This is a genomic window from Microbulbifer variabilis (assembly GCF_023716485.1).
Taxonomy (GTDB): Bacteria; Pseudomonadota; Gammaproteobacteria; order Pseudomonadales; family Cellvibrionaceae; genus Microbulbifer; species Microbulbifer variabilis_B.
The window spans coordinates 1,502,195-1,527,694 of the sequence record NZ_CP092418.1; the positions used below are offsets into that span (position 1 = coordinate 1,502,195).

Below are 25,500 nucleotides of genomic sequence, written 5' to 3' on the forward strand. Positions count from 1 at the left end.
GCCCGGGTGGGCGTATCGAAATAATCGTGACCAAGTGAGCTGGCACTAGGCCAGAAGTAGCTCAGGGAATACACAGTGACAGAACAAAATAGAATTGATCGCCGCTTTGCGAGACTGCGCGGTGAGGGCCGCAAGGCCTTGGTAACTTATATCGTCGCCGGTGATGGCGGCCTGGATAATACCGTGCCGTTGATGCACCAGCTGGTGGCCAATGGGGCGGATATTATTGAGTTGGGTGTGCCTTTCTCCGATCCCATGGCTGAGGGGCCGGTAATCCAAAAGGGGCATGAGCGCGCCCTGGCCAATGGCGCCTCGCTGCGCAAGTGCCTGGCGTTGGTGAAAGAGTTCCGCCAGGTGGATGCGGAAACCCCGGTTATCCTGATGGGATATGCCAATCCGATCCAGCGTATGGGCGAGCGCGAGTTTGCCGATGCGGCGCTAGAGGCCGGTGTTGATGGTGCCCTTACGGTGGATTTACCTGCGGAAGAGTCGGGTCCGCTCAACAAGCTATTGGCCGATCGCAATTTGCGCAATATCTTTTTGCTGACGCCGACCACCACTGAGGAGCGTATTCGCGAGATTACCGGCCTGGCCAGCGGTTTTGTGTATTACGTCTCACTGAAAGGGGTCACCGGTGCTGGTCATTTGGACCTGGATTCAGTGCGCGATAACCTCGAACATATTCGCCGTTTCACCGATCTGCCCTTGTGTGTGGGTTTCGGTATCAAAGATGGCAGCTCGGCGCGCTCAGTCAGTGCCCATGGCGACGGGGCGGTAGTGGGCAGTGTACTGGTGTCCGCGGTGGATGAAGCTGCGGACTTAGTCGCAGCCAAGGCGAGGCTGGGGGAAATCGTCAGCGAGATGCGCCAGGCACTGGACCGTTAGGCTTTCACCCAAGTTTAAGCGATAAACTGGCCAGATCACCAAAAATAGCGGCTGATCTGGCTCAGTTTGATGTTCAGCTTAGTGTTTTAATTCGTAGCCTGAAACTCACCGGTCGGTAAAATGCACCGGCCTACAGAAAGCATCCGGATTTGGAAACGAGATGAGCTGGTTAGAAAAAATTGTTCCCGCGGTAATTCGCACCGAGCGACGTGCCGGCAGCAGCAAGGTCCCAGAGGGGGTATGGAAGAAGTGTGTCAAATGTGACGCCATGCTTTACCGCCCGGAGCTGGAGCGCAACCTGGATGTGTGCCCCAAGTGCGACCACCATTTGCGCATCGGCGCCCGCCGTCGCCTGGATATATTCCTCGATGAAGATGGACGCGAAGAGCTGGCTACCGATGTGTTGCCAGTGGATCGCCTGAAGTTTAAAGACGTCAAAAAGTACAAAGACCGTCTTTTGCAAGCACAAAAATCCACTGGTGAAAAAGATGCACTGATCGCCATGCAAGGCACCCTGAATGGAGAGCCCCTGGTAGCGGTGGCCTTCGAATTTGCCTTCCACGGCGGTTCCATGGGCTATGTGGTGGGTGAACGCTTTACCCGCGCGGCCCAACGCGCTTTGGAACAGCGTATTCCGCTGGTGTGCTTTTCTGCCACCGGTGGGGCGCGTATGCAGGAGGCCCTGATCTCTTTGATGCAGATGGCCAAGACCTCGGCAGTGTTGGAAAAAATGAAGATGGCGGGAGTACCCTATATCTCCATTATGACCGACCCCGTGTACGGCGGCGTTTCAGCCTCTTTGGCCCTGCTGGGTGATATTAATGCGGCCGAGCCAGGTGCGCGAGCCGGATTTGCCGGCCCCAATATTATCGAGCAGACTATCCGCCAGAAGTTGCCCAAGGGCTTCCAGCGCAGTGAATTTCTACTGGAACATGGCGCCATCGATATGATTATTCCACGCAAGGATATGCGTACCACCGTCTCGCGCTTATTGGGTAAACTGAGCGGTAATTAATTATTTCCCAATTCCCCGGAGGTCCTTAAGAGCAGTCAGTAAGAACGCCTGGCTGCTGCCTCCCACCAGCGATCTATCCAATTATGTCCTCACTACAAGATTGGCTCACCCGCCTGGAGCGGTTGCACCCCTCTGAAATCGAACTCGGTCTTGAGCGTGTCTCTTCGGTTGCAGCTGCCCTGGGGGTACAAAAACCCGCCCCTACGGTGATTACCGTGGCTGGAACCAATGGCAAGGGCTCCTGCGTAGCGACTATGGAGGCACTCTTGTGCCGCGCCGGCTACTCCGTCGGCGCTTATAGTTCTCCACACCTATTGCGTTTTAATGAGCGGATACGCATCAATGGCGAGGAGGTATCCGATCAGCAGTTGGTGGAGTCCTTTGTCGCGGTGGAGGCTGCTCGCGGGGCGACCAGCCTTACCTATTTTGAGTTCACTACCCTGGCTGCACTGTGGTTATACCAGGGCGCGGGGGTGCAATATGCTTTGCTGGAAGTCGGTCTCGGTGGTCGGTTGGATGCAGTCAACTTGGTGGATGCCGACTTGGCGGTTATTACCAGCGTGGCAGTAGATCACGAGGATTGGCTTGGTAGCGATCGGGAAGTCATCGGCCGCGAGAAAGCGGGCATCCTGCGTCCCGGGGCTCCTTTTGTCTGTGCAGATAGCTCTCCACCCCAATCTGTGCTGTCTGCGTCAGAAAAGCAGGCCAGTTCCAGTTATTTTATCGGCCAGGATTTCAGTATCACTTCGAGTGGTGAGAGTGAGATTTATCACTTTGGCGATTTGGTTCTGTCAATACCGGATATCACTTTGCCGCGCCCCAGTATTGCTGCTGCGCTTACCGCGCTGACGCTTCTGGATGCGCTACCCCGGGAGGGAGTAGAGGCTGCCTTGGCCCAAATAGCCCTGCCAGGGCGCTGTCAGCAAGTCTACTGGCGTGAGCGAAATTTGCTGTTGGATGTGGGGCATAATCCGGCGGCGGCTGAACACTTGGCTACTTGGTTGAAGGACAATCCGGTGGAGGGGAAGACCCACGCCTTGATTGCGGCGATGGAAGATAAAGATCTCGTCGGTCTATTCGCTCCTCTGCGTAAGTTGGTAGATCGTTGGCACCCGGCCTTGCTGCCGGAAAATGGTCGTGCCGCAGAGGGTGAGGCACTGTGCACCGGTCTGCTAGAAGCTGGGGTAGATGAGACGAATGTGGATCGTCGCTGTCCAACAGTGGCTGAAGGGTTGCGGCAACTGCTGCCAACCCTCAATCCACAGGATAGGTTGCTTGTATATGGATCCTTCTTTACTGTGGCGGAAGTTCTGCAGCAGATGCGAGACGAGGGTAATGGAGAATTGCGAGGATAAGGCCTCCCGCAGAGGGCGGCTGAACGACGGCTTTAAACAGCGTATTGTCGGTGCGCTGGTGCTGATTGCGCTCGCCGTGATTTTCCTGCCAAGTCTGCTGGACCGGGAGTCAAAGGGGCATATCAGCGAGGTAAGCCAGATCCCGGCTGAGCCGGATATCAGCCCTATTGAGATTGCTCAGCCGGAGCCTGTTGCCGGTGTGGCGCCAGCACCGAAGGCTGGGGAAATTTTTCAGCCGGAAGTACCCGAGAAGTTCTCTAACCCCGCAGAGGGTGCGGCAAAATTTGCTGTCTCCGATACACAGCCGGAGAAGGGAAAAGATACAAATGATTCCACTTCATCAGTGGAAGTTGATACTGCCAAGCAGGCGGCATCGCCATTGGTTGATGATCAGGGGCAGCCGATGGCCTGGGTGGTTCAGGTGGCTTCCTACAAAGATGATTCCCGTGCACAGCAGCTGCGCATGCGTTTGATGGATGAGGGGTATCGCGCGTACACCCGCGCTGTGGAAACGGATAAGGGGCGCTTTGTGCGGGTCTTTGTAGGGCCGAAAGTGAATAAAGCCGACGCACAGACTATTAAGCGGGAGCTGGACGCACTACTGCAGGCGCAAACCCTGGTGCTTCGCTTCAAAGCTTGAGGTTTCTGTGGCTTGCGGCGGGCTGGCACTTTGGTAAAGAGGGTGTGCCGGTCTGGTCACCAAAGTAGCGGCAACCTATCCAGCTTGTGCCAGTATTTCGCGGATGGCTGGGATATTGGCCGGGCTTCTTTCACTTCTTGCTCTGGTTGTTTGCCCTGTGGCTGTCCTCACGCAGAGGCACGTCTAAAGGGCAATTCATCTGCGCTTTTTTTGGCATAAATCCACTGCCGTAAGGTGATTAATCTACGGAGTTTTGCAGTTTGGAAAGGAAATTCCAATCGATTCGTCTACGGCTTCACGCGCTTAGTCCCTTAAGTTAGAATGCGCGCTCTTCGCGGCAGCAGCCGCCACGCAGGTAGGGTTGAATGAATTGGGCTGACTGGACCATTCTGGCTATTGTGGGTATCTCCACACTTATCGGCCTTAGTCGAGGTTTCGTGCGCGAAACCCTGTCACTGCTCACCTGGATTGCCGCTTTTGTGGTCGCGATGATGTTTCGCGAACAGCTGGCGCCACTGCTTTCAAACCTTGTCGACACCCCATCCCTCCAGGCGATTGCCGCCTTCGCCATTCTGTTCTTCGGAACGCTCCTGGCTGGGGCGCTTTTGAATATGATGCTCTCCGCTTTTGTTGAGGCCACTGGCTTATCGGGTACCGACAGGGTACTGGGCATGGTGTTTGGTCTGGCGCGTGGGGCCATTGTGGTGATGGCACTGCTGATTCTGGCTCCGGCACTGGTGCCGGTGGAGCAGGATAGTTGGTGGAGTGAGTCGGTGTTAATTCCCCATTTCCTCGAATTTGAGGGCAGTGCGCGGGAGCTGGCCAAGTCTGTGAAGGACTATTTCGTAGAGTTATTTTAATCGGGCGCTAGCGCCGCTTTTTCGATCAATAGGGTCAAATATATGTGTGGTATCGTCGGTATCGTCGGTAAGAGTGATGTCAATCTGCAGCTCTATGATGGGCTCACTCTGTTGCAGCACAGGGGGCAGGATGCTGCGGGCATCGTGACCTGTGACGATGATCGCCTGAACCAGCAAAAAGCCAACGGTCTGGTGCGCGATGTGTTCCGCGCGCGGCATATGGAGCGCCTGAAAGGTAACTTTGGTATCGGCCATGTGCGCTACCCCACTGCGGGCAGTTCCGGTCCCGCCCTGGCGCAGCCTTTCTATGTGAACTCTCCCTATGGCATTGCCATGGCACACAATGGCAATCTCACCAATGTGCGGGATGTGGTTGAAGAGATCTTCCAGCAGGATCTGCGCCACATTAATACGGATTCCGACTCCGAAGTACTGCTCAATGTATTCGCCCATGAGCTGCATAAGTTACATAAGCTGCAGCCTAAGGCTGAAGATATTTTTACCGCCATGTGCGGTGTGCACAAACGTGTGCGCGGCGCCTATGCCTGTGTGGCCCTGATTGTGGGTTACGGTATCGTCGCTTTTCGCGATCCCAACGGTATTCGCCCGCTGGTTTACGGTAAGCGTGAGACCGAGAAAGGCACCGAGTATATGGTGGCCTCTGAGTCTGTCGCCCTGGATGTACTGGGTTACACTCTGGTGCGCGATGTGGCCCCCGGTGAAGCGCTGTATATCGAGCTGGACGGTACTGTGCACTCTGAGCAGTGCGCGGAAAACCCGACCCTGACCCCCTGTATTTTTGAGCATGTGTACTTCGCCCGCCCGGATTCCATTATGGATGGCGTTTCCGTACACAAGGCGCGTTTGCGTCAGGGTGAGCACCTGGCAGATAAGATTCTGCGCCTGCGCCCCGACCACGATATCGACGTAGTGATCCCCATTCCCGATTCCGCCCGCACCGCCGGCCAGACTGTGGCACACCGGCTGGGGGTGAAATTCCGTGAGGGGATGGTGAAGAACCGCTATATCGGCCGTACCTTTATCATGCCTGGGCAGAAACAGCGTAAGAAATCAGTGCGCCAAAAGCTGAATGCCATCGAGCTGGAATTCCGCGGTAAGAATGTGCTGTTAGTGGATGACTCCATTGTGCGCGGTACCACTTGTAAGCAGATCATTCAGATGGCTCGCGATGCGGGTGCTGCGAAAGTCTATTTCGCCAGCGCGGCACCAGCGGTGAAGTACCCTAACGTGTACGGTATTGATATGCCGTCTGCCAGTGAGCTGGTTGCGCACGACCGCACGACTGAAGAGATCTGTGAAGAAATCGGTGCAGACTGGTTGATTTACCAAGACTTGGAAGACTTGGTCGTAAGTTCCAGCGGAGGTAAGCAGAAAATCGATCAGTTCGACTGCTCCGTTTTCGACGGTAACTATATTACCGGCGATGTTGACGAAGATTATCTCGATAGCCTTCACGCGGCGCGCAACGACGAGGCCAAGCACAAGAAGGCCGACACCAGCACTCTGTAAGTTATCTCCGGCGGCGCTCTGTTCACGGCAGAAGAGGGCGCCATGCACGACTGTTTCGGTTAATATGACCGCTTCCAAAAATACTGACTAGGAAGCGGTATATGTTTGAAGACGACGGTTACGCTCTGGAAACTCTGGCCGTTCGCGCCGGGCAGGTCCGCTCGGAAGAGGGCGAGCACTCCGAAGCCCTCTATCTCACCTCCAGTTACGTATTCCCCTCTGCTGCAGAAGCCGCTGCGCGCTTTACCGGCGAGAGTGTCGGCAACGTTTACTCTCGCTACACCAACCCCACTGTTCGTATGTTCGAGCAGCGCATCGCCGCGCTCGAAGGTGGCGAGGCTGCGGTAGCCACGGCTAGTGGTATGGCCGCGATCCTCAGTATTTGTATGGCGCTGCTGAAAAGTGGCGACCGGGTGATTTGCTCCCGCAGTGTGTTTGGTACCACCACCGCGCTGTTTGGCCGCTATATGGAAAAATTCGGCGTGCGTGTGAGCTATGTGGATCTCACCGATATGGATGCCTGGAAGCAGGCGGTGGATGGCTCCACCAAGCTGCTGTTTATGGAAACCCCGTCCAACCCCCTGTGTGAAGTGGCGGATATCCGCGCGCTGGCGGAGGTGGCCCACAGCGCCGGCGCTCTATTGGTGGTGGATAACTGTTTCTGTACTCCGGCCCTGCAGCGCCCACTGGCGCTTGGCGCCGATATCGTGGTGCACTCCGCAACCAAATTCCTCGATGGCCAGGGGCGCACCCTGGGCGGTGTCGCCGTGGGGCGCAAAGAGGTTATGGATGAGCTGGTGGTATTCCTGCGCACTGCCGGCCCCAGTATGAGCCCGTTTAACGCCTGGGTTTTCCTCAAGGGCTTGGAAACGCTCAAGCTGCGTATGCAGGCCCACTGCACCAACGCCCTGGATCTGGCCTGGTGGCTTGATGAACAGGAGATGGTGGAAAAGGTCAACTACACCGGCCTGCCCAAACACCCCCAGCACCGCTTGGCCCGCGAACAACAGGATGCCTTTGGTGCGGTGTTGAGCTTTTCCGTGCGCGGTGGTCGCGAGGAAGCCTGGAAGGTGATCGACAACTGTAAAATCCTATCTTGCACCGCTAACCTCGGCGATGCCAAGAGCACTATCGTACACCCGGCCACTACCACCCACGGGCGTCTCAGTGATGAGGACAAGGCCCGCGCGGGCATCACCGAAAACCTGATTCGTATTTCCGTCGGATTGGAGAATGCAGAAGACCTGAAGCGCGATCTGATGCGGGGGCTGTCTTTGTTGTAGGCGCTTTGCAGGGCCTTTGCTTAAACCAGGGCACTCCCTGTCTTCCTATGATTAATAGCGGGTGCCAAATTCGCTTTTTTGCGAGTTTGGCACCATAGCACCCGCCCCACAGCGTTGGCGGGTGCTTACACTGGGCCGCTCCTTGGCCTGAGAAAAAAATGAGCAGTAATGGATTTGCCGTGCAAAAAATAGTTTCCGCCATCGTTTCCGATATTGGCAGTGTTTTGCTGGGAAAAGAGCGTCAGGTGAAGTTGGCCTTGGCCTGCCTTTTGTCAAAAGGTCACCTGTTGATTGAAGACCTGCCAGGTATGGGCAAGACCACCCTGGCCCATGCTCTGGCGCAGGTGTTCGGTCTCTCCTATAAACGCGTGCAATTTACCAGCGATATGCTGCCGGCGGATATTCTCGGTGTATCAATTTTTGAGCGGGAATCCGGGCAGTTTCATTTTCATGAGGGGCCGGTTTTCAGCCAGCTACTGCTGGCCGATGAGATCAATCGTTCCTCTCCCAAAACTCAGAGTGCTTTGCTTGAGGCAATGGAGGAGCGCCAGGTCAGTGTCGACGGCGAAACCCGCGCGTTGCCACAGCCTTTCTTTGTGATTGCCACCCAGAACCCACTGCAGCAGTCCGGTACTTTTGCCCTGCCGGAGTCACAACTGGACCGATTCCTGATGCGCATCAGCCTCGGTTACCCCAACCGCGAAGCTGAGCGGGCCCTGTATTTAGGCGCTGATCCCCGCCAACAGCTGGCCAAGCTAAAGCCGCGTATCGACCTCGCTACTCTGAAAAAAATGCAAAGTCTGGTGGGTCAGGTGAAGGCCTCTGACAGTCTGCTCGATTATTTAGAGCGTTTGGTGCTGCATACCCGCCAGAGCTCAGATTGTGCGGTGGGTTTATCGCCCCGAGGGGCACTGGCGCTGCTGCGTGCTGCCAAGGCCTGGGCGCTGATTCATAATCGCGGCCATGTCCTGCCGGAAGATATCCAGGCGGTGCTGCCCTCGGTGGCTGGGCACCGCTTGCAGAGTGATGGCGGCAATGGCGATCAGCTGGTAGAGCGCCTTATGCGCCAGGTGGATATTATCGCGGCCTAAACAGATGAGTGTGATCCGCGACCTTCCCCGACAGTCTTCCAGTACAAGCTCGCGCAATTTTTTTCGCAGGCTGGGTGAGCGCTGGCTCAGCCGACGAGCGCCTCGCTCACGGGACATCACCCTAAATCACAGCCGCCTATTTATCCTGCCCACCCGCGCGGGGCTTGGTTATTTATTAGTAACCGCTTTGCTTTGGCTGCTGGCCACCAATTACGAGAACAATCTGGTTTTTGCCCTGACCTTTTTGCTGATCAGTGTCTTCGTTATCTTGCCTGTGCATACCTTCGCCAATTTGAGTGGACTGCGCCTGCAATTGCTGGGCACTGGAGCGGCCTTTGCCGGCGATTTCGCCGAGGCACATATTAATCTGAGCCGAGCGGACAAACGCCAACGGGAGTGGATACAAATTTGTTGGCCACCGGAAGAGGGCGCATATGTGGATCTCTGTGAGGAGCCCTCGGCGGACTTCCGTATTGCGCTGCCAGCCCTGCAGCGGGGGCGAATTCAGGCGCCGCGCTTAAGAGTCGAGAGCCGCTTTCCACTGGGGCTGTTTCGCTGCTGGAGCCGCATCGACCTGGATGTTGAATTCCTGGTGTATCCGCGACCGCTCGCCGCCGGGCCCCTGCCGTTGGGAGAGGCCCAGGCAGAGGGTACATCCGGCCAAGTACGTCGCGGCGGGGATGATTATGCCTCTCTCAAACCCTACCAGCCCGGTGATTCCTTGCGCCATTTGGCCTGGAAGCAATATGCCGCCGGTCGCGATCTCTATAGCAAGGAGTATGAGAGCCGCACCGATACCCGTCTCTGGCTCGACTGGGAGTTGTTGGATGGGCGCGATGTAGAGACCCGCCTGAGCAACCTGTGTGATTGGGTCTCGCAGGCGGAGAAGCAGGGAATTGCCTATGGCCTGCGCATCCCCGGCACTACTTTGCCGCCCTCTCTCGGCACCGAGCACCAGCAGCGAGTGTTGTCAGCGCTGGCCCTGTTTCCCAAGTGGGGTGGCTGATGGCGAGCAACCGGGATCTATTGCCGCGCGAAAGCCTACTGTGGATTTTCGCTGCGCAGTTTGTCGCCCTGCTACCACAGCTGAGCCAGTTGCCACTGTGGATTGGTTTTGCCTGGGCGTTTGCGGTCTATTGGCGCTTGGAGGTCTTTCGCGGGCGCCGTGATCTGCCGGGGCGCGCCCTCAAACTATTGGTGATTGCGCTTACAGTGGCGGGTTTGGCGCAAACCTACCAGCGTTGGTTTGCACTGGAGCCGATGGTGGCGCTGCTGGCTCTGTCCTTTACCCTGAAAAACCTGGAATTAGTCAGCCGCCGCGATGCCTTTGTCAGTTTGTTGCTGGCCTATTTTGTTGCCGCGACCCTGTTTGTGCGTGAGCAATCGATTCCCTATGCCCTCTACGGATTGATCGCGACCCTGGTGATTACCGCTGCACTGGCAGCACAGCTGGGAAGCTTCAGTGCGCGGCCGCGTCGGGCCTTGGGGCTCTCCTTGAGATTGTTGGCGCAGGCTACACCCTTGATGCTGCTGCTGTTTGTGGTTATGCCGCGCCTGGGCCCTCTGTGGAATGTGCCCCAGGATACTTCTGCCGGCCGCACTGGTGTGAGTGACTCTATGGCACCGGGTGATTTCACTCGCTTATCCAAATCCGCCAAGCCGGCACTGCGTATCTCTTTCGATGGACCCATACCGCCGCCGGAGCAACGTTATTGGCGAGGGCTGGTGTACTCCGAATTCGATGGGCGTACCTGGCGGCAGGGTTTTGGTGTGGACCCGCGCAATGGTGGCCGGGTGTACTGGAATAGTGGCGAGCGTCCACTGCCACAAGTCGGCCCGCGCTACCGCTACCAGGTGATCCAGGAGGCGAGCCGCAGCCCTTGGTTGTTCGCCCTGGCAAGACCCGCCTCGGACAGCGCGGGAGTAGGAGAAACTGCGGATGACCGGTTGGTAAAACGTTCCCCGGTATATAGTCGCTTTGCCTATGAGGTACGTTCCTGGCCCCGGGATTCCCAGGTTATTCAGTCCACACTCAGCGGTGCCGAGCGCCGTCGCAATCTGCAGCTACCGGCAGATGGAAACTTGCGCATCCGAGACTGGGTGGAGCGCCTGCGCCGCCGGGGGTTGAGCGGTGAGGAGATCTCGTCACAGTTACTGGCCCTCTACAATCGCGAATTCACTTATACCTTGAGCCCACCGGCACTCGGCAGAGACAGTGTGGATGAATTCCTGTTTGACAGCCAAAAGGGATTCTGTGAGCACTTTGCCGGCAGCTATGTTTTTGCCATGCGCGCCGCCGGAGTGCCGGCACGGGTGGTGGCGGGTTACCAGGGTGGCGAGTGGGTGAGTGGTGAGGAGTACCTGCTGGTGCGCGAGTACGACGCCCATGCGTGGGCCGAGATCTGGCTCGATGGACGCGGCTGGCAGAGGGTGGACCCCACTGCTGCGGTTGCCCCGGAGCGGGTCCGGGATGGTCTGGAGAGCGCTGCCGGGGAGGAGTTTATGCGGGATTCGCTACTGCCGGTGCACCGCTTCGATATTCTGGTGAAGCTGCGCCTGCAGTGGGACATGATCAATTACCGCTGGTATCAGACCGTGATTAGTTTTGATAGTGAGAAGCAGCGGGACACCTTGCAGCGCCTGGTGGGAGAGCTCTCCCCCCTGCGGATGGCCCTTTTTTTTGCCACACCGGTGGCGGTTGTACTATTTGGCATTCTTCTGTGGACCCGTTTTACTGGGCGTGGACGAAAACAGCCTGTGGTAGAGCGCCTCTATGCGGTTTTCTGTAAGCGCATGGCTCGGGCAGGTATCACACGGCGACCCGGTGAGGCGCCGCGGGACTTCGCCGAACGTATCGCACTGGAGAGCCCCCCATTGGCAGAGTTTTCCGGGCGTGCGACAGACGCCTTTGAGCGCGCCGGTTATGGCGGGGATAAAGAAGCATTGAATGAGCTGCGCCGACTACTGCGCTGGCGCTTGGGGCTCTCTTTTAGGGTGTCGGCACGTAAAAACCGGCTGATGGGTCATTAACTCTTGGAAAGTCGATCGCGTAAGATGCCTCATAGGCTGCAAAAATTTCTGCTGGGCTACAGCGGCACTTCCCTGGCTACCGGGCTGCAGGTGATTCTCCTGCCCTGGATTGCGCTCACCGTGGTGGATTTGCCGGCTCTGCAACTGGGCTGGGTGCAGGCTTCGGTGCTTTTGCCCAATCTGGTGTTCCTGCTGTTCGGCGGTGCCCTGGCCGACCGCCGTGATCCGGCCACTGTCTCCGCACTGGCTTGCATTGGTCTGGTCCTCTGCCACACAACTCTGCTGCTGGTTTACCTCCTGTCCATGATCTCCCTGCCGATATTGATGCTCTACGGTATTTGCCTTGGGATTTGTAGCGCTTTCCTGCAACCGGCGCGGGACAATCTGGTACAGCGCAGTGCACGCCAAGGTGGTGGGCAAACCTCCGAGCGACGGGTGCAGAAAACTGTGACCTGGATGATGTTGGCCCAATACGGTGGTCAGGCTGTGGGGATGTTGCTGGCGAGCCGCTTCGAACACTGGGGGCTGCAAGCCCTGCTGTTAGTACAGATAGGAGTATTGCTGTTGGCGGCCACAGCCTTGATTAGTCTGCGCGCGAATGGGGCCAGCCGTATGACTAAGGAAAAAATCACCCACAGCCTGATTCTCGATGGCTTATCCCAGGCCTGGCGGCACCCAGTACTGCGTGAGTTGACCGCGTTGATGGCCTTTAATGGGTTTGTGCATATCGGTGTTTTTCTGGTGGTACTGCCGCTGTTGGCGGAGGATTACGGTCGCGGCGCCGGTTATTACGCCACGCTGCAACTGGCCTTCGTAGCTGGTACCGTAATTGCTACGGTGACTATGTTGCGCCGTGGCCAGGGGGCTGAACCTGGGCGCGGTATTCTTATGTGCCTGCTCTATAGTGCAGCGCTGTTGATTGCCATCAGCCTCGGTCCTACGAAGTTTGGCCTAATCCTGCTGTGTCTGTGTTGGGGAGCGGTGGCGGCGGCTTCCGCTGGCCTCGGTCGCGGCATAGTACAGTTGCTCGCCCCAGCGGAATACCGCAGCCGCATCATCTCCATTTATCAGTTTGCACTGTTTGGCTCCGCCGCTCTTGGGGCACTGGCCGCTGGAGTCTTGAGTGAATACGCTGCCCCCCTGACCACCTTGCTGTGGGCGGGGATTTTAAGTCTGCTCGCCTTTGCCCTGGTGGCTTTAAGTGGTGCCCTGCGCCGGGTCAAAATCACTGACAGCGAGGTCTGAGTTGCTTCGTGCGACCAACATAGACGCCGCCACCATATAGTTAGGTGGGTCAGCCAATGAGTGGAGGTGTTGGTGAGTCCCGCCAAAAAGGCCAATTGGTCGAAAGAGGTCACGCGTCACAGCCATGCCCTGGATTTGAGTGAGGGCCTCTTTAGCCTGGAGGACCCGAAAGCGATTGCACAGGGATTGAAAGCGGCTGCGGAATCCAGCCAGCGGCGCAAGTCTGACCCCTATCGCTCCGCTATGTCTATGCTGACGTTCTATATCAACCGGGCGGGACAGAGGCTGCCGGCGAAAAGGCGGCGACTACTGGAACAGGCCAAGGAAGAATTGCGCGGGCTTTACGGGCGTCCGCGCCGGCATTGAGCCGGCGGCGGAATGTGGTGTTGAGATGAAAAACTTTAGGGCGCTTGGCAGGGCAGGCAGCGCACATAGAGGGCGCGCGGGTCGCGATAACTCTGCAGCTCGGCGATTGGCGCCAATACCGGCTGCACGCTGTTTAGCCAGGCGCCGAGTGGCAGATTGGCTTCAAGGCTCGCGGCAATTTTCGCGTCTACATTGTCGCTCAAAGCGCGCAGGAATTTTTCGCCGGGGCTCAGTTCACGCTGGATCTCTACTACGTCGTATTCTTCGATTTCAGCAAGCTGCGCGGCGTCGGCGATGGCGTCGCTGAGATTGCCGAGATCGTCTACCAATCCTAATTTCTTGGCGGCGCGGCCGGTCCATACCTGCCCCTGGGCAATTTTGTGCACCTCTTTGGGAGTGCTGCCGCGGGCTTCTGCGACAATACGTAGGAAGCGTGCATAGGTGTTATCCACCCCTTGCTGCAGAATGCTGGCTGCTGCTGGCGACAGGGCGCGATCCAGGCGCATACTGCCGGCCAGGTCCGAGGTACCTACGCCATCGGTGTAAACACCGATATGCTCGAGGGAGTTCTCAAACGTCGGGAAGGCGCCAAATACACCGATAGAGCCGGTGAGCGTGGCCGGGGAGGCCCAGATGCGATCGCCGCCAGTAGCGATCCAGTAGCCACCGGAAGCGGCGAGACTGCCCATGGAAATCACCACTGGAATTTTTGCTTCACGGGTAGCCAGCAACTCCTGGCGAATGGCCTCGGAAGCAAAGGCGGAGCCGCCGCCGCTGTCGATACGCAGTACCAGGGCATCCACTTCTTTTTCTCGGGCGCGTTGGATTAATTTGCCGAGACTTTCACTGCCGATGCGACCGGTAGGTGCCTGGCCGTCGACAATAGAACCACTGGCGGTAATCAGACCAATTTTCTTGGACTCCCGGATAGGCTTGGCTGCCTCGGCAAGTTTATGGCTGCGCAAGTAGGCGAGGGCGTCAATAAACTTGTACTCGCGCTTTTTACTATCATCTTCGCCGATGGTCTTTTTCAGCTCCTCCATTGCCTCAATGCGGCTGGCGAGCTGGTCCACGAGTTTATTGGCCAGTGCGGCTTCGGCCCAACTGCCCTGATGCTGTTGCAGTTTTTGCGGCAATTCATTGATAAACAGGTCGATGCTCTCGGCGGGCAGGTTGCGCAGGCCGGTTACCTGCTCGCTGTATTCTCCCCAGAGTTCATTCAGCCAGCGCTGGTTGTTTTCACGCGAGGCGGGGGACATATCGTCACGGGTGTAGGGCTCGATAAAGTCTTTGTAATCGCCCACGCGGAACACATGGAAGTTGACTTTGAGTTTCTCCAGGGCGCTCTTGTAATAGTTGCGATAAACACCGAAGCCGGTGAGCATCACTGAGCCCATAGGATTGAGGTAGACCTTATCTGCGTGGCTGGCGAGGAAGTACTGGGGTTGGGTGAAGTTGTCACCCACAGCGTAAATAGGTTTGTCCGCAGCTTTAAAGCGTTGTAGAGCAGCGCCTATTTCATCGAGCTTGCTGAGACTGCCACCCACCATGTGGTCCAGCTCTAGCACCAGTGAGGAGATACGTTTATCCGTGGCGGCATTGTCGATAGCGTCTACCAGATCTTTGACGCGCACCTCTGCGGGGCCGCGGTTGCCGCCCAGGAAAATCGGTAAAGTGGCGGGCTGGGCCAGTTCATCCACAAGAAAGCCATGGGGCGCTACGCGCAGGGCCGCGCCCTGTGGAACCACTAAACGCTCGTCCTTGCTGAAAATGGCGATACCTAGAAACAGCAAAATCAGCAGGAAGACGATATTGGTGAATACTCGTCGTAACCAAGTGATGGAGCCGCCAATCGCAGCTAAAAAGCCTCGGGCAAACCCTTTTTTCTGGGGTGAATCAGTCAAACCTCAAAACTCCTCAGTGCGTGGAAAGCGCATGTTTCCACGCCTTTGTGTCTGGAACCATTGGCGGAAATTCCGTCATGGGGTTACTGCATGCGATGCCAGCGACTGCTCATCATTGCAGAAAAGAATAGGATAAGGCTCAAAACCATCATTAGGCCATCCTCCCAGCCTCGTGTAGGCATCATTACGTCGACAATGCTGGTGGTAATGTACAAAAGCAGAATAAAACAGAGCCAGAGATAACTGCGATAACGTTGCTTGATCAGGCCCGGCAGCACCAGCAGTAACGGTACCGTCTGAATCAGCCAAAGGGAGAGAGAGCCCCCCTCGACAAACAGGTTACGCACCACAAACAGCACCAGCAGACCGATATAGCAAAACCAATTGATACGGAGCGCAATGTGTAGTTTGCGCTGAATAGTGTCGTTCACGTTGAATCCTTTATTTGGCAGCTGGAACCGCTAGGGTCTGGGCCAGTTGGCCGACACGTGTACCGAGCGCCCTGCACAGGGTGATTTCATCTTCGCTCAGGTCGCTGGTATGCCCTTTATTCCAGTGAGAAGCGCCGTAGGGTGTACCGCCGGTACTGGTCCGCATGAGGGCCGCTTCGGAGTAGGGGATGCCAGCAATCAACATGCCGTGATGCAGAAGTGGCAGCATCATTGAGGTAAGTGTGGTCTCTTGCCCACCGTGTAGGCTGCCGGTGGCGGTAAAGACCGCAGCCGGTTTGCCAGTGAGGCTGCCATCCAGCCAAATGTCGCTGGTCTGGTCGAGAAAATAGCGCAGCGGTGATGCCATATTGCCAAAGCGGGTGGGGCTGCCCATCAACAGGCCTGCACACTGACGCAGGTCGTCGAGGGTGCAGTAGGGCGCGCCCTCACTTGGCACAGGGGCCAGACTGGCCTCGGTGTCGGGAGACACTGCGGGTACGGTGCGCAGTCGCGCGGCGATACCGCTGGCTTCCACCCCCCGCGCTAGCTCAGCAGCCATGCGCGCAGTGGCGCCGCTGCGGCTGTAATAGAGAATCAGCACATAGGCTTCGCTTTCGGGCGACATTTAGAGTAGCTCCAGGGCATTTTCTGGTGGGCGGCCGATCGTGGCTTTGTCGTCTCTTACTACGATCGGGCGCTGGATCAGGATGGGATTTTCTACCATGGCCTTGATTAGCTGAGCTTCGTCAAGGTCCCCGTCTTTCAGGTTGAGTTGCTTATAGGGTTCCTCTCCGGTGCGCAACAGGTCGCGTGCAGGGATGCCGAGTTTTTGCAGTACCTGGTTTAGCTCTTCAGCAGAAGGAGGGTTTTGCAGGTAGAGAATCACTTCCGGTTCCACACCGTTGTCCTGCAGCAATTGCAGGGTTTGACGGGATTTTGAGCAGCGCGGGTTGTGGTAGATCGTCCACATTATGTCGGTATCCTGTTACTGTTTGGCGTATTCTAACCGAATACCGTAGCGGAATTCTAAGGCGCAAGTCGAGTACTCGCAGCATTTGGCGGAGGTCGCACACAGGGAATGAAATTGAAATCAAGCGTGAAAGACTGGCTCGTTCAATGGCGGCGCTTTGCGACCTCTTTATGGTCTTTATTTGTGGAGAAAAACTGCCAAAAAAGTGCGGCGGCTCTCACTTATATGACTCTGTTCGCCATAGTGCCGCTGGTGACAGTGAGTTTTGCGATGCTGTCGCTGTTCCCGGACTTTGCCGGCCTGCAGACTCGCTTGCAGGAACAGCTTTTTTCCCACTTTGTGCCGCAAAGTGGGCGTGAGGTTCAGGAATATATCAGCAGTTTTTCCGCCCAGGCGCAGCGGCTGACCGGGTTGGGTATTGCCATGCTGGTGGTAACTTCGGGACTTACACTGCGCAGCATTGAGGGCACCTTTAATTCTATCTGGGATGTATCCCGTGGGCGCAGTGGGGTTTCGAGCTTTCTATTGTACTGGGCCATTCTCAGTCTTGGGCCCATCTTATTAGGGGCAGGGCTTGCTGCCAGTACTTTCTTGCTCTCACAGAAGCTGTTTTTAGGTGGGGAAGAGGGTATCGGCATGATGGCTGTGGTGCTGCGAGTGCTGCCTTTTATTTTCACCACGATTGTTTTCACCCTGCTTTTTGTCGCTGTGCCTAACTGCTATGTGTCCCTGCGCCATGGTATTGAGGGAGGGGTGGTCACTTCAATTGCCTTTGAAATCATGAAATACCTGTTTGGTGCCATCGTTGCGCGCAGTTCTGTACAGGCTATTTATGGGGCCTTTGCCTTTGTGCCTTTGTTCCTGTTGTGGATTTATATGATGTGGATGTTGGTACTGGCAGGCTGTGTACTGGTGCGAACCCTTTCTGTGTATCGCGCTGCAACCCAAGGCCGTCAGCATTCAGACCTGGTCGCCACTTTGATTGTCCTCTGGCAAATGTTTAAAGGTGGATGGCATGGCAAACCGTTGCGCGAGCGTGATATTTCATTGCTGGGAATTAAATTTGGCCAGTGGCGCCGCTTGCGGGACGTTTTACAAGCACATCGGGTGATTGCCCAGACCGACGGGAGTGATTATGTCCTACTGCGCGATCTTAATGCCGTATCGCTTATGGAGCTTTCCAGTTGGTTGAATCCTCAGTGGATTCCCAGTGGTAACACAAGCGATTTACAAGGGTTCGAGTGGTACAGCGAAGTGGAGAGTCGTTTTGCCAAGGCGCGCGGGGCTGCCGGGGAACAGCTGGGAATCACAATTGGATCTCTTTTTACCGCAGCCTTAGAAAAGGAGCAGGCCGAAGCCAGTGAAACGGAAATACCAAAATACTTAGAAAATGAAATTATGGAAGCGGAGGGTCAGGATGATGTTGCTGATAATAAAAAAAATGAAGAAAACTCTGGTAGTAACCTCTCTATTCTTGGTAAGCGTAATCAGCGCTTGTGAGAGTGACAGCCGTTTGCACTCAGTGAGTGGTGCGCCGGTTGTTACCGAGGGGAAAATAGTCCTGGTCAACTATTGGGCGGAGTGGTGCAAACCCTGTCGGGAAGAAGTGCCGGTACTTAATGAGTTGGCGCAAACCAATAGTGATGTGGTAGTGGTGGGGGTTAATTTTGATGGTTTGCCCATACCTGCAGCAATAGAGCAGGCACAGAAACTGGGCATAGAATTTCCGCTGTTGGCCCAAGAGCCAGATGGCCGCTGGGGGCAACCCTGGCCTGAAGTACTGCCTACAACTTTAGTGATTGGTGAAGATGGTCGCTGGATAAAAACACTGGTTGGCCCTCAGACTGCTGAGGACTTAAAGGTGGCTATCCAGTAAAGTTGTCTCTCTAAGATAATTAAAAAAAATTAATCAATATAACTATAACCAAAGTATCTATAACCAAGGTAACTATAGGGCATTGGCATATCGCTGATAGCATGCCGCCACTTTTTTAGTTTGCCCAGGGTGGGATTCTCATACCATGCACATCGGCGCTTTTGTTCTGCTTCTCGGTTTTGTGGTTTTAATGTTTGGCTTGTACCGCTGGCAGCGTGGCAGGGACACCCTTGCCCCTGGTGTGTTTGCTGGGCTGTTACTGGGTGTGGCTTTTGGGGCGCTTCTACAGCTATCGCGTAACTGGGCTGTTGCTCCGGGTGAGGTTCTGCCCTGGATTGAGATGTTGGGCGATAGCTATGTAAACCTATTGTATATGTTGGTTATGCCACTCGTACTCACTTCTATTCTGGTGGCAGTGGTAAAAGTGAGTCACACTCAGGCGCTGGGTAAAATTAGTGTGTCGGTGCTGGGGGTTTTACTCGGCACTACTGCAATTGCGGCCCTGATAGGTGTGGCCATGGCCGATTTGTTTGGGCTCTCTGCTGCGGGTCTTGTCGAAGGAACCCGTGAGGCGGCAAGGGTAGAAGTGCTCAATGAGCGAATTGGGCGGGTCAGCGATCTCTCGATTCCCGAAATTATCACCTCTTTTATTCCGCGCAATATTTTCCTGGATTTGACCGGAGCCCGCTCCACCTCTGTAATTTCAGTGGTTATTTTTGCTGTGCTATTGGGGCTTGCGGCCCTGGCTGTACGCCGTGAGTTTCCGCAGGAAGGTGCCGCTATCGAGCGCTTTGTGCATGTCGCACAAGTCTGGATTATGAAGTTGGTGCGTTTGGTTATGGCATTCACGCCCTACGGAGTTATGGCGCTGGTCGCTGGACTGATTGCCAAATCCAGCTGGGCGGATATTGCCAATCTGTTTGGTTTTGTCGTGGCTTCTTTCTGTGCGATAGGCCTAATGTTTTTGGTGCATGGTCTATTGCTGTTGGTAAATGGAGTGAATCCACTGCACTACTTCACCAAGGTCTGGCCGGTGCTGGTGTTTGCCTTTAGCTCCCGTTCCAGTGCCGCCACCATTCCTCTGAATGTGGAAACCCAGGTAGATGAACTGCGCAATTCACCGGCTATTGCCAACTTCTCTGCATCCTTCGGTGCCACTATTGGTCAAAATGGTTGCGCGGGAATTTATCCTGCGATGCTTGCCACCATGGTGGCGGTGCCGATGGGTATTAACGTGTGGGACCCAATGTGGTTGGGCACCCTGTTGGCAGTGGTGGTAATCAGCTCCTTCGGTATTGCTGGAGTGGGTGGTGGGGCAACTTTTGCCGCACTGGTGGTGCTGCCGGCAATGGGTTTGCCAGTTACCATCGCGGCGCTATTGATTTCTGTGGAGCCGCTGATTGATATGGCGCGCACTGCTCTCAATGTGAATGGCGCTATGACGGCGGGTACCTTGACCCAGCGCTGGCTTGGGGATGAGGTGCCCGGTCCAGAGGTCGTAGAAGGATAAGTAAGAGTCGCAGGCCTATGGAATAAGCACCTGAAAAAATAAAATCTCTTGTCAACCTCTGATCCAGTAGAGCGTTCTAATCAGTGCAGTTTAAACCTTATTGGTTTTCCTCAAATGGATCTGGAGTGATTTATGAAAAAACTGATTGGACTCTCGCTGTTGACTATTGGCCTGGCTTTTCCTTACTCCCTTTATGCGCAGAGCGATGAGAGCGAACCGCATGACCACGGTGACCATGTTGAAGATCGTCTCGATCAAAAAGGCGATCGCATAGAGGCGAGATTGGATCAAAAGGGAGATCATGTTGAAGAGCGCCTCGATAACAAGGGTGATCGCATCAATGAACGCTTGGATCAAAGAGCTGAGCAGGCTGCTGCTAATGGCAATGATAAATTGGCTGAGCGACTAGACCGCAAAGGGGACCGTATCGACAACCGGCTTGACCAGAAAGGCGAGCAAATTAACGAACGCTTGGATAACAAGGGTGCAAAAATTAATAACCGGCTAGATAAAAAAGGAGAGCGCACAGATCGCCGTATGGATCGACGTGCCAAGGCCCGCAAGCGTGAAGAGGGATGATCCCGAGAACTGGGGTGGCTTAAATAAAAAAGTGCGGGCGAAGTCTTTGTATGACGACTTCAAAATCAATAAAAAGAATCTGGAAGAGTATTCTGTGCGCAAGGACTTCAGCCGGTTTCTATGAATCAGTTCCTCGCCCAGGTGGAGAAACGGGCATTCACCATGGCGAATTACGCTGTTGGCAATCGGGATGATGCACTGGATATCGTGCAGGATTCCATGTTGGCGTTGGTGAGGAAATATAGTGGCCGCGATCGGGCCGAGTGGCGGCCGCTGTTTTTCACTATTCTCAATAACCGGATTACCGATTGGCACCGGCGTAACAATAAGCTATCCCGCTGGCAACTATTTCGGGAAAAGCTACCGGCAAACAGCGATGAGCTAGATCCAGCGCCGCTGGAATGGGTCGATAGCCATAATCCCACCCCGGATAAGGTCCTTGCTGGCGAACGCCTATTGGAAGCCATCGATAGTGCTGTGGCCAAGTTGCCCCTGCGCCAACAGCAGGCCTTCCTGCTGCGCTGTGTCGAGGAATTCGATGTTGCCGAGACTGCGCGGGCAATGTCCTGCAGTCAGGGGAGTGTTAAGACCCATTTATCAAGAGCTATGCGCAGTTTGCGCAACCATCTAGAGGCATTCCAACTAGAGGCAACGCAATGAATAGTCGGCAAGAAAATCCAGCCGTGCAGAGTGATTCATTAAAGAAAGCTGCGCAGCATGCAGTTGCCCGGCGGGAGCGTGATATTGATACAAAGACTCTGTCGCGGCTTGCTGCAGCCAGACAACGCGCAGTGGCGGCAAAGAAATCGTATTATCGCGACTCTCCCGGCTGGCTAGTTTTCACTGGCGCTTGTGCATCATTGTTGTTATTGCTGTTTTGGCCTGTATCCAGCGAGCAGGCCGCTACCGAATTGCTGAGTGCCACTGACTGGTATTTATATGAGGAAATGGATGTCGAAATGGTTGAGGATATGGAGTTCTACCAGTGGTTGGCGGAAGAGTTGAATGGGCAATCCTCCTAGTGATGAAAAAGTGCTTTTTACTAAGAAAAGTATCGCTAAAGGCCTTTTCTATACGGTGCTCTTTTTTACAGCCCCGCTACTGGCGCAGGATCTGCAGCCACTGGATGAGGACTTCCTGATGTTTGTCGGGGAGTGGGCCGATGAGCAGGGAGATATACAAGCGCCGGAAGCGCTGGAGATGTTGTTGCCCAAGCCGGAAAAACCAGCCATAACAGGCAGACCAAATACCGGGGGAGGGGAGACCCACGAGGAGCTGAGCGATGAGTGAGCGAAGAACCATATTGTGTGGTTGGCTGGCCGCCGTGTATTTATCGCTCTTTGTGAATATTTCCCAGGCACAGGATTGGCAGAGTCTCAGTGACAGTGAGCGCCGACTTTTACAGAATTTTGAGACGCGCTGGTCACAACTGAGTGAAGATCGACGGGAACAATTGTTACGCGGGGCCAGGCGCTGGAGTGAAATGAACCCCGAGCAGCGCCAAGAAGCGCGTCAACAGTATAAGCGCTGGCAGGGTATACCCAGGGAGCGGCGCGCCCAGTTGCGGGACTCTTATCGCCGCTTTATGGACCTACCCGAGGAGGAGCGTCAGCGTATTCGCGAGGCGCGCAAGCGCTTCCGTCAGATGCCTCCCCAGCAGCGCAAACAGTTGCGGGAACAATGGGAGAAGGATAAGCGCGGCCGTACGGAGAATCGGGAAAGGCGGAACCAGCGGGAACGGCGCCGCAGGGAGAGACAGGAGCGGCGGCGGCAGAGGCGAGAGGAAACGGAGAGAACCTGATATTTCTTACCACCTCAGGTGTAATTCAGCGTCTATTCAGATGAATTTGACTACTCTGGCTCCCGTTGATGAATAACGGGAGATCGATTGTGCAACTCTTCAAGCAGTTTATCGCTGGCGCGGCAGTCGCCGCGCTGGTGGCCTTGAGTGCTACCGCCAAAGCGGGCCCCAATGGCTACACAGACCCCTACGGTGCGGATAGCTACGACTTTGCCCGCGTCACCGAGGTTACTCCCGTTTACACCGATATTCAGGTCCGTAACCCGCGCACTTACTGCCGGGATGAGCCGGTGGCCTACCGGGAGCCCGCTTCTCCGGCGGGTACTGTGGTTGGCGGGCTGATCGGTGCCGCTGTTGGCAACAGCTTGGGACGTGGCGGTCATCATGGTCGCTATCACCACCATCACGGCCAACGGGCTGGAGCCACTGTTGCGGGCGCACTGGTGGGAGCGCTGGTGGGTAACCAGATCAGTCGGGCCAACGCCCCAACTTATTACGCCACTGAATCTCGTTGCCAGGTTGTCGACGAGTTCAGTACACAGCGGGAATTAGTCGGATACGATGTGCGCTATCGGTATAATGGTCAGGTTTATCTGACTCGTACAGATTACCACCCGGGCGAGAGAATCCGGGTTCGTGTCGCAGTCTCGCCGGCGCCTTGAGCCGGCGGAAGGCGGTCGAAATAGTAAAAGGTGGAAAACCAGGACATCCACAGGAGCCGCACAGTGAAATCGAGCCGCACTTTTATTCGGCATTTTCTTTTCCTTATCGTTTTGTTTCCCGGTCTATGTGCTGCCTCCTGGCAGGGTGGGCCGGCTCCGCAGAGGGAAAACTTCCGGCATGAGTTCCGCTGGGTACAGGATGGGGGTGTTTCCCGGGAAAAGGCCGCTTCGATTGTGAAACGGCGTTTTGGCGGCAAAATATTATCGGTCTCTGAAACCCGCAAACAAGGCCAGGTGGTCTACCGGGTAAAGGGGCTGTCCGATAAGAGTCAGGTCTATGTAGTTTTTGTGGACAAGAAGAGCGGTAGGATCTCCCGTTAATCAACCGCTACCACAGACTCGCAGTACAAGGGAAAGAATATGCGCGCACTATTAGTCGAAGATGAAGTTTTACTGCGCCAGCAGCTGGCAGAATCACTGCGCGGCGCTGGCTATACCGTAGATGAGGCGCCGGATGGAGAAGAAGCGCTCTACCTGGGGCGTGAATATCCTTACGATGTTGCGGTTATGGATCTGGGGCTGCCAAAAATGGATGGCATTCAGGTGATTCAGACACTGCGTGGCGAAGACAAGCATTTCCCTATCCTGATTCTCACCGCTCGCGGCCACTGGCAGGAGCGTGTGGCCGGCTTGGAAGCTGGTGGTGACGACTATCTGGTAAAGCCCTTCCACACCGAGGAGTTACTGGCGAGATTGAATGCGCTGGTGCGGCGCTCCGCCGGGTTTTCTTCACCCACGATCAAAGCGGGCCCGATACTGCTGGATACCAGCTCTCAGCGGGTCACAGTCAACGATACCGAACTGGAGTTGACCTCTTTTGAATACAAGGTGCTCGAATACCTGATGCTGCACCCGGATGAAGTAGTCTCCAAGACCACCCTCACCGAACATATCTATGAACAGGACTGCGACCGGGATAGCAATGTGATCGAAGTGTTTATCGGGCGCCTGCGCAAGAAATTTGATGCGGCGGCACAGCTTAAGCCCATCGAAACCCTGCGTGGCCGCGGATACCGCTTTATGGCTCCCAGTTGACCCTGATTTGTAATGCAACTGTTTTCCTTTTGGCTGAATTCTCTAAAAGGCCGCCTGGCACTAGTTACCAGCCTGGTGCTGGTGGCATTTGTGCTGTTGATTTCCGGGGTGCTGGAGCACGCTTATCGCACCTCTTTGAATGAGGCTAAACAGCGCGAGCTGCAGCTTTATATCTACACCCTGTTGGCACTGGCGGAACCTGAGGGCGAGAGTCTGGTGCTGCCGCCCGAACTGCCCGAACAGCGCTTCAACCAGCCAGATTCCGGCCTGATTGGCGCAGTTTTGGATGGGCAAGGGCGGGTAATTTGGCGTTCTGAATCGGCCCTGGCAATGCCAGAGGTGGAATTTTCCCCGCTGCCGCAAGGGCAGCAGTCTTTTATGCGTATTTCCCTGCCAGGTGGCGATGCCAATTACAGCAGCTTCCGCCAGGGAGTGGCTTGGGGTCTGGAAAATGAGCACCCTTTCACCTTTGTAGTGCTGGAGGATGCGGCGCCGCTACAGGCACAGGTCGGGCAGTTCCGTTCGACCATCTGGCAGTGGCTGGGGGTGGCGGCGCTGTTGCTGGTCTTGGCTCAATGGCTGGTATTGCGCTGGGGATTTGCGCCGTTAAGCGCACTGGCGCAGGCCCTGCGCGATATGCAGCAGGGTGGCAGCGATCGCCTGGAGGGAAACTTCCCGCTGGAGTTGCGCCCGCTTACCGACAACCTGAACCTGTTGATTGAAAATGAGCGGCGTCAGCGTGAGAAGACCCGCCATACCTTGGCGGACCTGGCCCACAGTCTGAAAACGCCACTGGCGGTACTCAAAGGGTTGAGCCTGGAAAAGGACCCCGATGCCGCCGGAAAAACCCTTGCGGATCAAGTACAGCGTATGGACAGTATTATTAGCTACCAACTTCAGCGCGCGGTAGCCAGCTCCCCTAAGTCTATCCTGCGCGGTATTGCCGTGGCGCCACTTCTGGAAAAAATCCTGGATGCCCTGGAAAAAGTCTATCGCAGCAGGCCCTGTGAAGTGCGAAGGGAGTGTACTGAGAACGCCCTGTTCTATGGGGATGAGGGCGATTTGATGGAGCTGCTTGGCAACCTGCTCGATAATGCTTACAAGTACGGTGCCGGCCAGGTTCGAGTTGTTATTGAGAACCCCGAGGAGGGGCGCAAGCTCTCTATCCGGGTCGCTGATAATGGGCCCGGCCTAGATAGCGACAAATGGCGCGAAGTAACCCAGCGCGGAGTACGTGCCGACCAGCAGCAGCCTGGCCAGGGTATTGGCCTGGCTGTTGTGGTGGACATTGTTGAGAGTTACCAGGGGCAAATCAGCGCTGAATCTCTTCCCAAAGGGGGCACGGAAATTACTGTACTGCTGTAGTTACTAC

28 protein-coding genes are annotated in these 25,500 nt (G+C 55.8%); 24 read left to right on the forward strand and 4 right to left on the reverse strand.

All coding sequences use genetic code 11. From position 1 onward, the window contains the following. Nucleotides 1-75 precede the first annotated feature (75 nt). The 12 genes from trpA to MJO52_RS06710 all read left to right on the forward strand — a co-directional run bounded on the left by trpA (nucleotide 76) and on the right by MJO52_RS06710 (nucleotide 13,300). Nucleotides 76-885 (forward strand): tryptophan synthase subunit alpha, encoded by an 810-nt coding sequence (gene trpA, locus MJO52_RS06655; RefSeq protein ID WP_252085166.1) that lies wholly within the window; start codon nucleotides 76-78, stop codon nucleotides 883-885. Nucleotides 886-1,045: 160 nt separating this feature from the next. Further along, nucleotides 1,046-1,900, forward strand: a complete 855-nt coding sequence (gene accD, locus MJO52_RS06660) for an acetyl-CoA carboxylase, carboxyltransferase subunit beta (RefSeq protein WP_252085167.1) — start codon at nucleotides 1,046-1,048, stop codon at nucleotides 1,898-1,900. A gap of 83 nt (nucleotides 1,901-1,983) precedes the next feature. Continuing rightward, a complete protein-coding gene (folC, locus tag MJO52_RS06665) occupies nucleotides 1,984-3,255 on the forward strand; it encodes a bifunctional tetrahydrofolate synthase/dihydrofolate synthase (RefSeq protein ID WP_252085168.1) in 1,272 nt (423 codons plus the stop codon). Continuing rightward, nucleotides 3,236-3,895: an SPOR domain-containing protein gene (locus MJO52_RS06670; RefSeq protein WP_252085169.1), complete on the forward strand. Its 660-nt coding sequence runs from the start codon at nucleotides 3,236-3,238 to the stop codon at nucleotides 3,893-3,895. Before folC ends, MJO52_RS06670 begins: the two co-directional genes overlap by 20 nt. A 365-nt stretch (nucleotides 3,896-4,260) precedes the next feature. Then, entirely contained in the window at nucleotides 4,261-4,755 is a 495-nt protein-coding gene (locus MJO52_RS06675) for a CvpA family protein (protein WP_252085170.1), read from the forward strand. Between the two features lie 42 nt (nucleotides 4,756-4,797). Beyond that, complete coding sequence (gene purF / locus MJO52_RS06680) at nucleotides 4,798-6,285, forward strand: amidophosphoribosyltransferase (RefSeq protein WP_252085171.1); 1,488 nt, start codon at nucleotides 4,798-4,800, stop codon at nucleotides 6,283-6,285. A gap of 101 nt (nucleotides 6,286-6,386) precedes the next feature. Further along, nucleotides 6,387-7,568 carry an O-succinylhomoserine sulfhydrylase gene (locus MJO52_RS06685; protein WP_252085172.1) on the forward strand — a complete coding sequence of 394 codons (1,182 nt, stop codon included), beginning with the start codon at nucleotides 6,387-6,389 and terminating at the stop codon, nucleotides 7,566-7,568. A gap of 179 nt (nucleotides 7,569-7,747) precedes the next feature. Beyond that, nucleotides 7,748-8,659, forward strand: a complete 912-nt coding sequence (locus MJO52_RS06690; RefSeq protein ID WP_252085979.1) for an AAA family ATPase — start codon at nucleotides 7,748-7,750, stop codon at nucleotides 8,657-8,659. 4 nt (nucleotides 8,660-8,663) lie between these two features. Then, the gene (locus tag MJO52_RS06695) at nucleotides 8,664-9,665 is read left to right on the forward strand and encodes a DUF58 domain-containing protein (RefSeq protein WP_252085173.1); all 1,002 of its coding nucleotides are present in this window, start codon (nucleotides 8,664-8,666) and stop codon (nucleotides 9,663-9,665) included. Next, on the forward strand, nucleotides 9,665-11,689 hold the full coding sequence (locus MJO52_RS06700) for a transglutaminase TgpA family protein (protein ID WP_252085174.1): 2,025 nt from the start codon (nucleotides 9,665-9,667) through the stop codon (nucleotides 11,687-11,689). Before MJO52_RS06695 ends, MJO52_RS06700 begins: the two co-directional genes overlap by 1 nt. Before the next feature lie 24 nt (nucleotides 11,690-11,713). Further along, the gene (locus MJO52_RS06705; protein ID WP_252085175.1) at nucleotides 11,714-12,934 is read left to right on the forward strand and encodes an MFS transporter; all 1,221 of its coding nucleotides are present in this window, start codon (nucleotides 11,714-11,716) and stop codon (nucleotides 12,932-12,934) included. Nucleotides 12,935-13,006: 72 nt separating this feature from the next. Next, nucleotides 13,007-13,300 (forward strand): DUF3175 domain-containing protein, encoded by a 294-nt coding sequence (locus tag MJO52_RS06710; RefSeq protein WP_252085176.1) that lies wholly within the window; start codon nucleotides 13,007-13,009, stop codon nucleotides 13,298-13,300. Nucleotides 13,301-13,335: 35 nt separating this feature from the next. On the opposite strand, the gene sppA is transcribed toward MJO52_RS06710, so the two are convergent. The 4 genes from sppA to arsC form a co-directional block, all read right to left on the reverse strand. Then, nucleotides 13,336-15,204 (reverse strand): signal peptide peptidase SppA, encoded by a 1,869-nt coding sequence (gene sppA / locus MJO52_RS06715; protein ID WP_252085177.1) that lies wholly within the window; start codon nucleotides 15,202-15,204, stop codon nucleotides 13,336-13,338. Nucleotides 15,205-15,287: 83 nt separating this feature from the next. Then, on the reverse strand, nucleotides 15,288-15,635 hold the full coding sequence (locus MJO52_RS06720; RefSeq protein WP_252085178.1) for a DUF2069 domain-containing protein: 348 nt from the start codon (nucleotides 15,633-15,635) through the stop codon (nucleotides 15,288-15,290). Nucleotides 15,636-15,645: 10 nt separating this feature from the next. Beyond that, nucleotides 15,646-16,260: an NAD(P)H:quinone oxidoreductase gene (wrbA, locus tag MJO52_RS06725; RefSeq protein ID WP_252085179.1), complete on the reverse strand. Its 615-nt coding sequence runs from the start codon at nucleotides 16,258-16,260 to the stop codon at nucleotides 15,646-15,648. After that, the gene (gene arsC / locus MJO52_RS06730) at nucleotides 16,261-16,605 is read right to left on the reverse strand and encodes an arsenate reductase (glutaredoxin) (RefSeq protein WP_252085180.1); all 345 of its coding nucleotides are present in this window, start codon (nucleotides 16,603-16,605) and stop codon (nucleotides 16,261-16,263) included. Between the two features lie 108 nt (nucleotides 16,606-16,713). Here arsC and MJO52_RS06735 point away from each other — a divergent pair, with 108 nt between their 5' ends. The 12 genes from MJO52_RS06735 (at nucleotide 16,714) to MJO52_RS06790 (ending at nucleotide 25,493) form a co-directional block, all read left to right on the forward strand. Further along, a complete protein-coding gene (locus MJO52_RS06735) occupies nucleotides 16,714-18,105 on the forward strand; it encodes a YihY family inner membrane protein (protein WP_252085181.1) in 1,392 nt (463 codons plus the stop codon). Beyond that, nucleotides 18,047-18,481, forward strand: a complete 435-nt coding sequence (locus MJO52_RS06740; RefSeq protein WP_252085182.1) for a TlpA family protein disulfide reductase — start codon at nucleotides 18,047-18,049, stop codon at nucleotides 18,479-18,481. Before MJO52_RS06735 ends, MJO52_RS06740 begins: the two co-directional genes overlap by 59 nt. 145 nt (nucleotides 18,482-18,626) lie before the next feature. Then, nucleotides 18,627-19,991: an L-cystine transporter gene (locus tag MJO52_RS06745; RefSeq protein ID WP_252085183.1), complete on the forward strand. Its 1,365-nt coding sequence runs from the start codon at nucleotides 18,627-18,629 to the stop codon at nucleotides 19,989-19,991. Nucleotides 19,992-20,123: 132 nt separating this feature from the next. After that, nucleotides 20,124-20,570, forward strand: a complete 447-nt coding sequence (locus MJO52_RS06750) for an apolipoprotein A1/A4/E family protein (RefSeq protein WP_252085184.1) — start codon at nucleotides 20,124-20,126, stop codon at nucleotides 20,568-20,570. Between the two features lie 120 nt (nucleotides 20,571-20,690). Beyond that, complete coding sequence (locus MJO52_RS06755; protein WP_252085185.1) at nucleotides 20,691-21,230, forward strand: RNA polymerase sigma factor; 540 nt, start codon at nucleotides 20,691-20,693, stop codon at nucleotides 21,228-21,230. Further along, entirely contained in the window at nucleotides 21,227-21,592 is a 366-nt protein-coding gene (locus MJO52_RS06760) for a hypothetical protein (RefSeq protein WP_252085186.1), read from the forward strand. The genes MJO52_RS06755 and MJO52_RS06760 overlap by 4 nt, the downstream gene beginning before the upstream one ends. Further along, the gene (locus MJO52_RS06765; protein WP_252085187.1) at nucleotides 21,576-21,860 is read left to right on the forward strand and encodes a hypothetical protein; all 285 of its coding nucleotides are present in this window, start codon (nucleotides 21,576-21,578) and stop codon (nucleotides 21,858-21,860) included. The genes MJO52_RS06760 and MJO52_RS06765 overlap by 17 nt, the downstream gene beginning before the upstream one ends. After that, nucleotides 21,853-22,371, forward strand: a complete 519-nt coding sequence (locus MJO52_RS06770; RefSeq protein WP_252085188.1) for a DUF3106 domain-containing protein — start codon at nucleotides 21,853-21,855, stop codon at nucleotides 22,369-22,371. Before MJO52_RS06765 ends, MJO52_RS06770 begins: the two co-directional genes overlap by 8 nt. A gap of 89 nt (nucleotides 22,372-22,460) precedes the next feature. After that, nucleotides 22,461-23,033: a glycine zipper 2TM domain-containing protein gene (locus tag MJO52_RS21555; protein ID WP_252085189.1), complete on the forward strand. Its 573-nt coding sequence runs from the start codon at nucleotides 22,461-22,463 to the stop codon at nucleotides 23,031-23,033. Nucleotides 23,034-23,096: 63 nt separating this feature from the next. Further along, complete coding sequence (locus tag MJO52_RS06780; RefSeq protein ID WP_252085190.1) at nucleotides 23,097-23,414, forward strand: PepSY domain-containing protein; 318 nt, start codon at nucleotides 23,097-23,099, stop codon at nucleotides 23,412-23,414. A gap of 39 nt (nucleotides 23,415-23,453) precedes the next feature. Further along, nucleotides 23,454-24,128: a response regulator transcription factor gene (locus MJO52_RS06785; protein ID WP_252085191.1), complete on the forward strand. Its 675-nt coding sequence runs from the start codon at nucleotides 23,454-23,456 to the stop codon at nucleotides 24,126-24,128. Nucleotides 24,129-24,140: 12 nt separating this feature from the next. Continuing rightward, a complete protein-coding gene (locus MJO52_RS06790) occupies nucleotides 24,141-25,493 on the forward strand; it encodes an ATP-binding protein (RefSeq protein WP_252085192.1) in 1,353 nt (450 codons plus the stop codon). The last annotated feature ends 7 nt before the right edge of the window (nucleotides 25,494-25,500 follow it).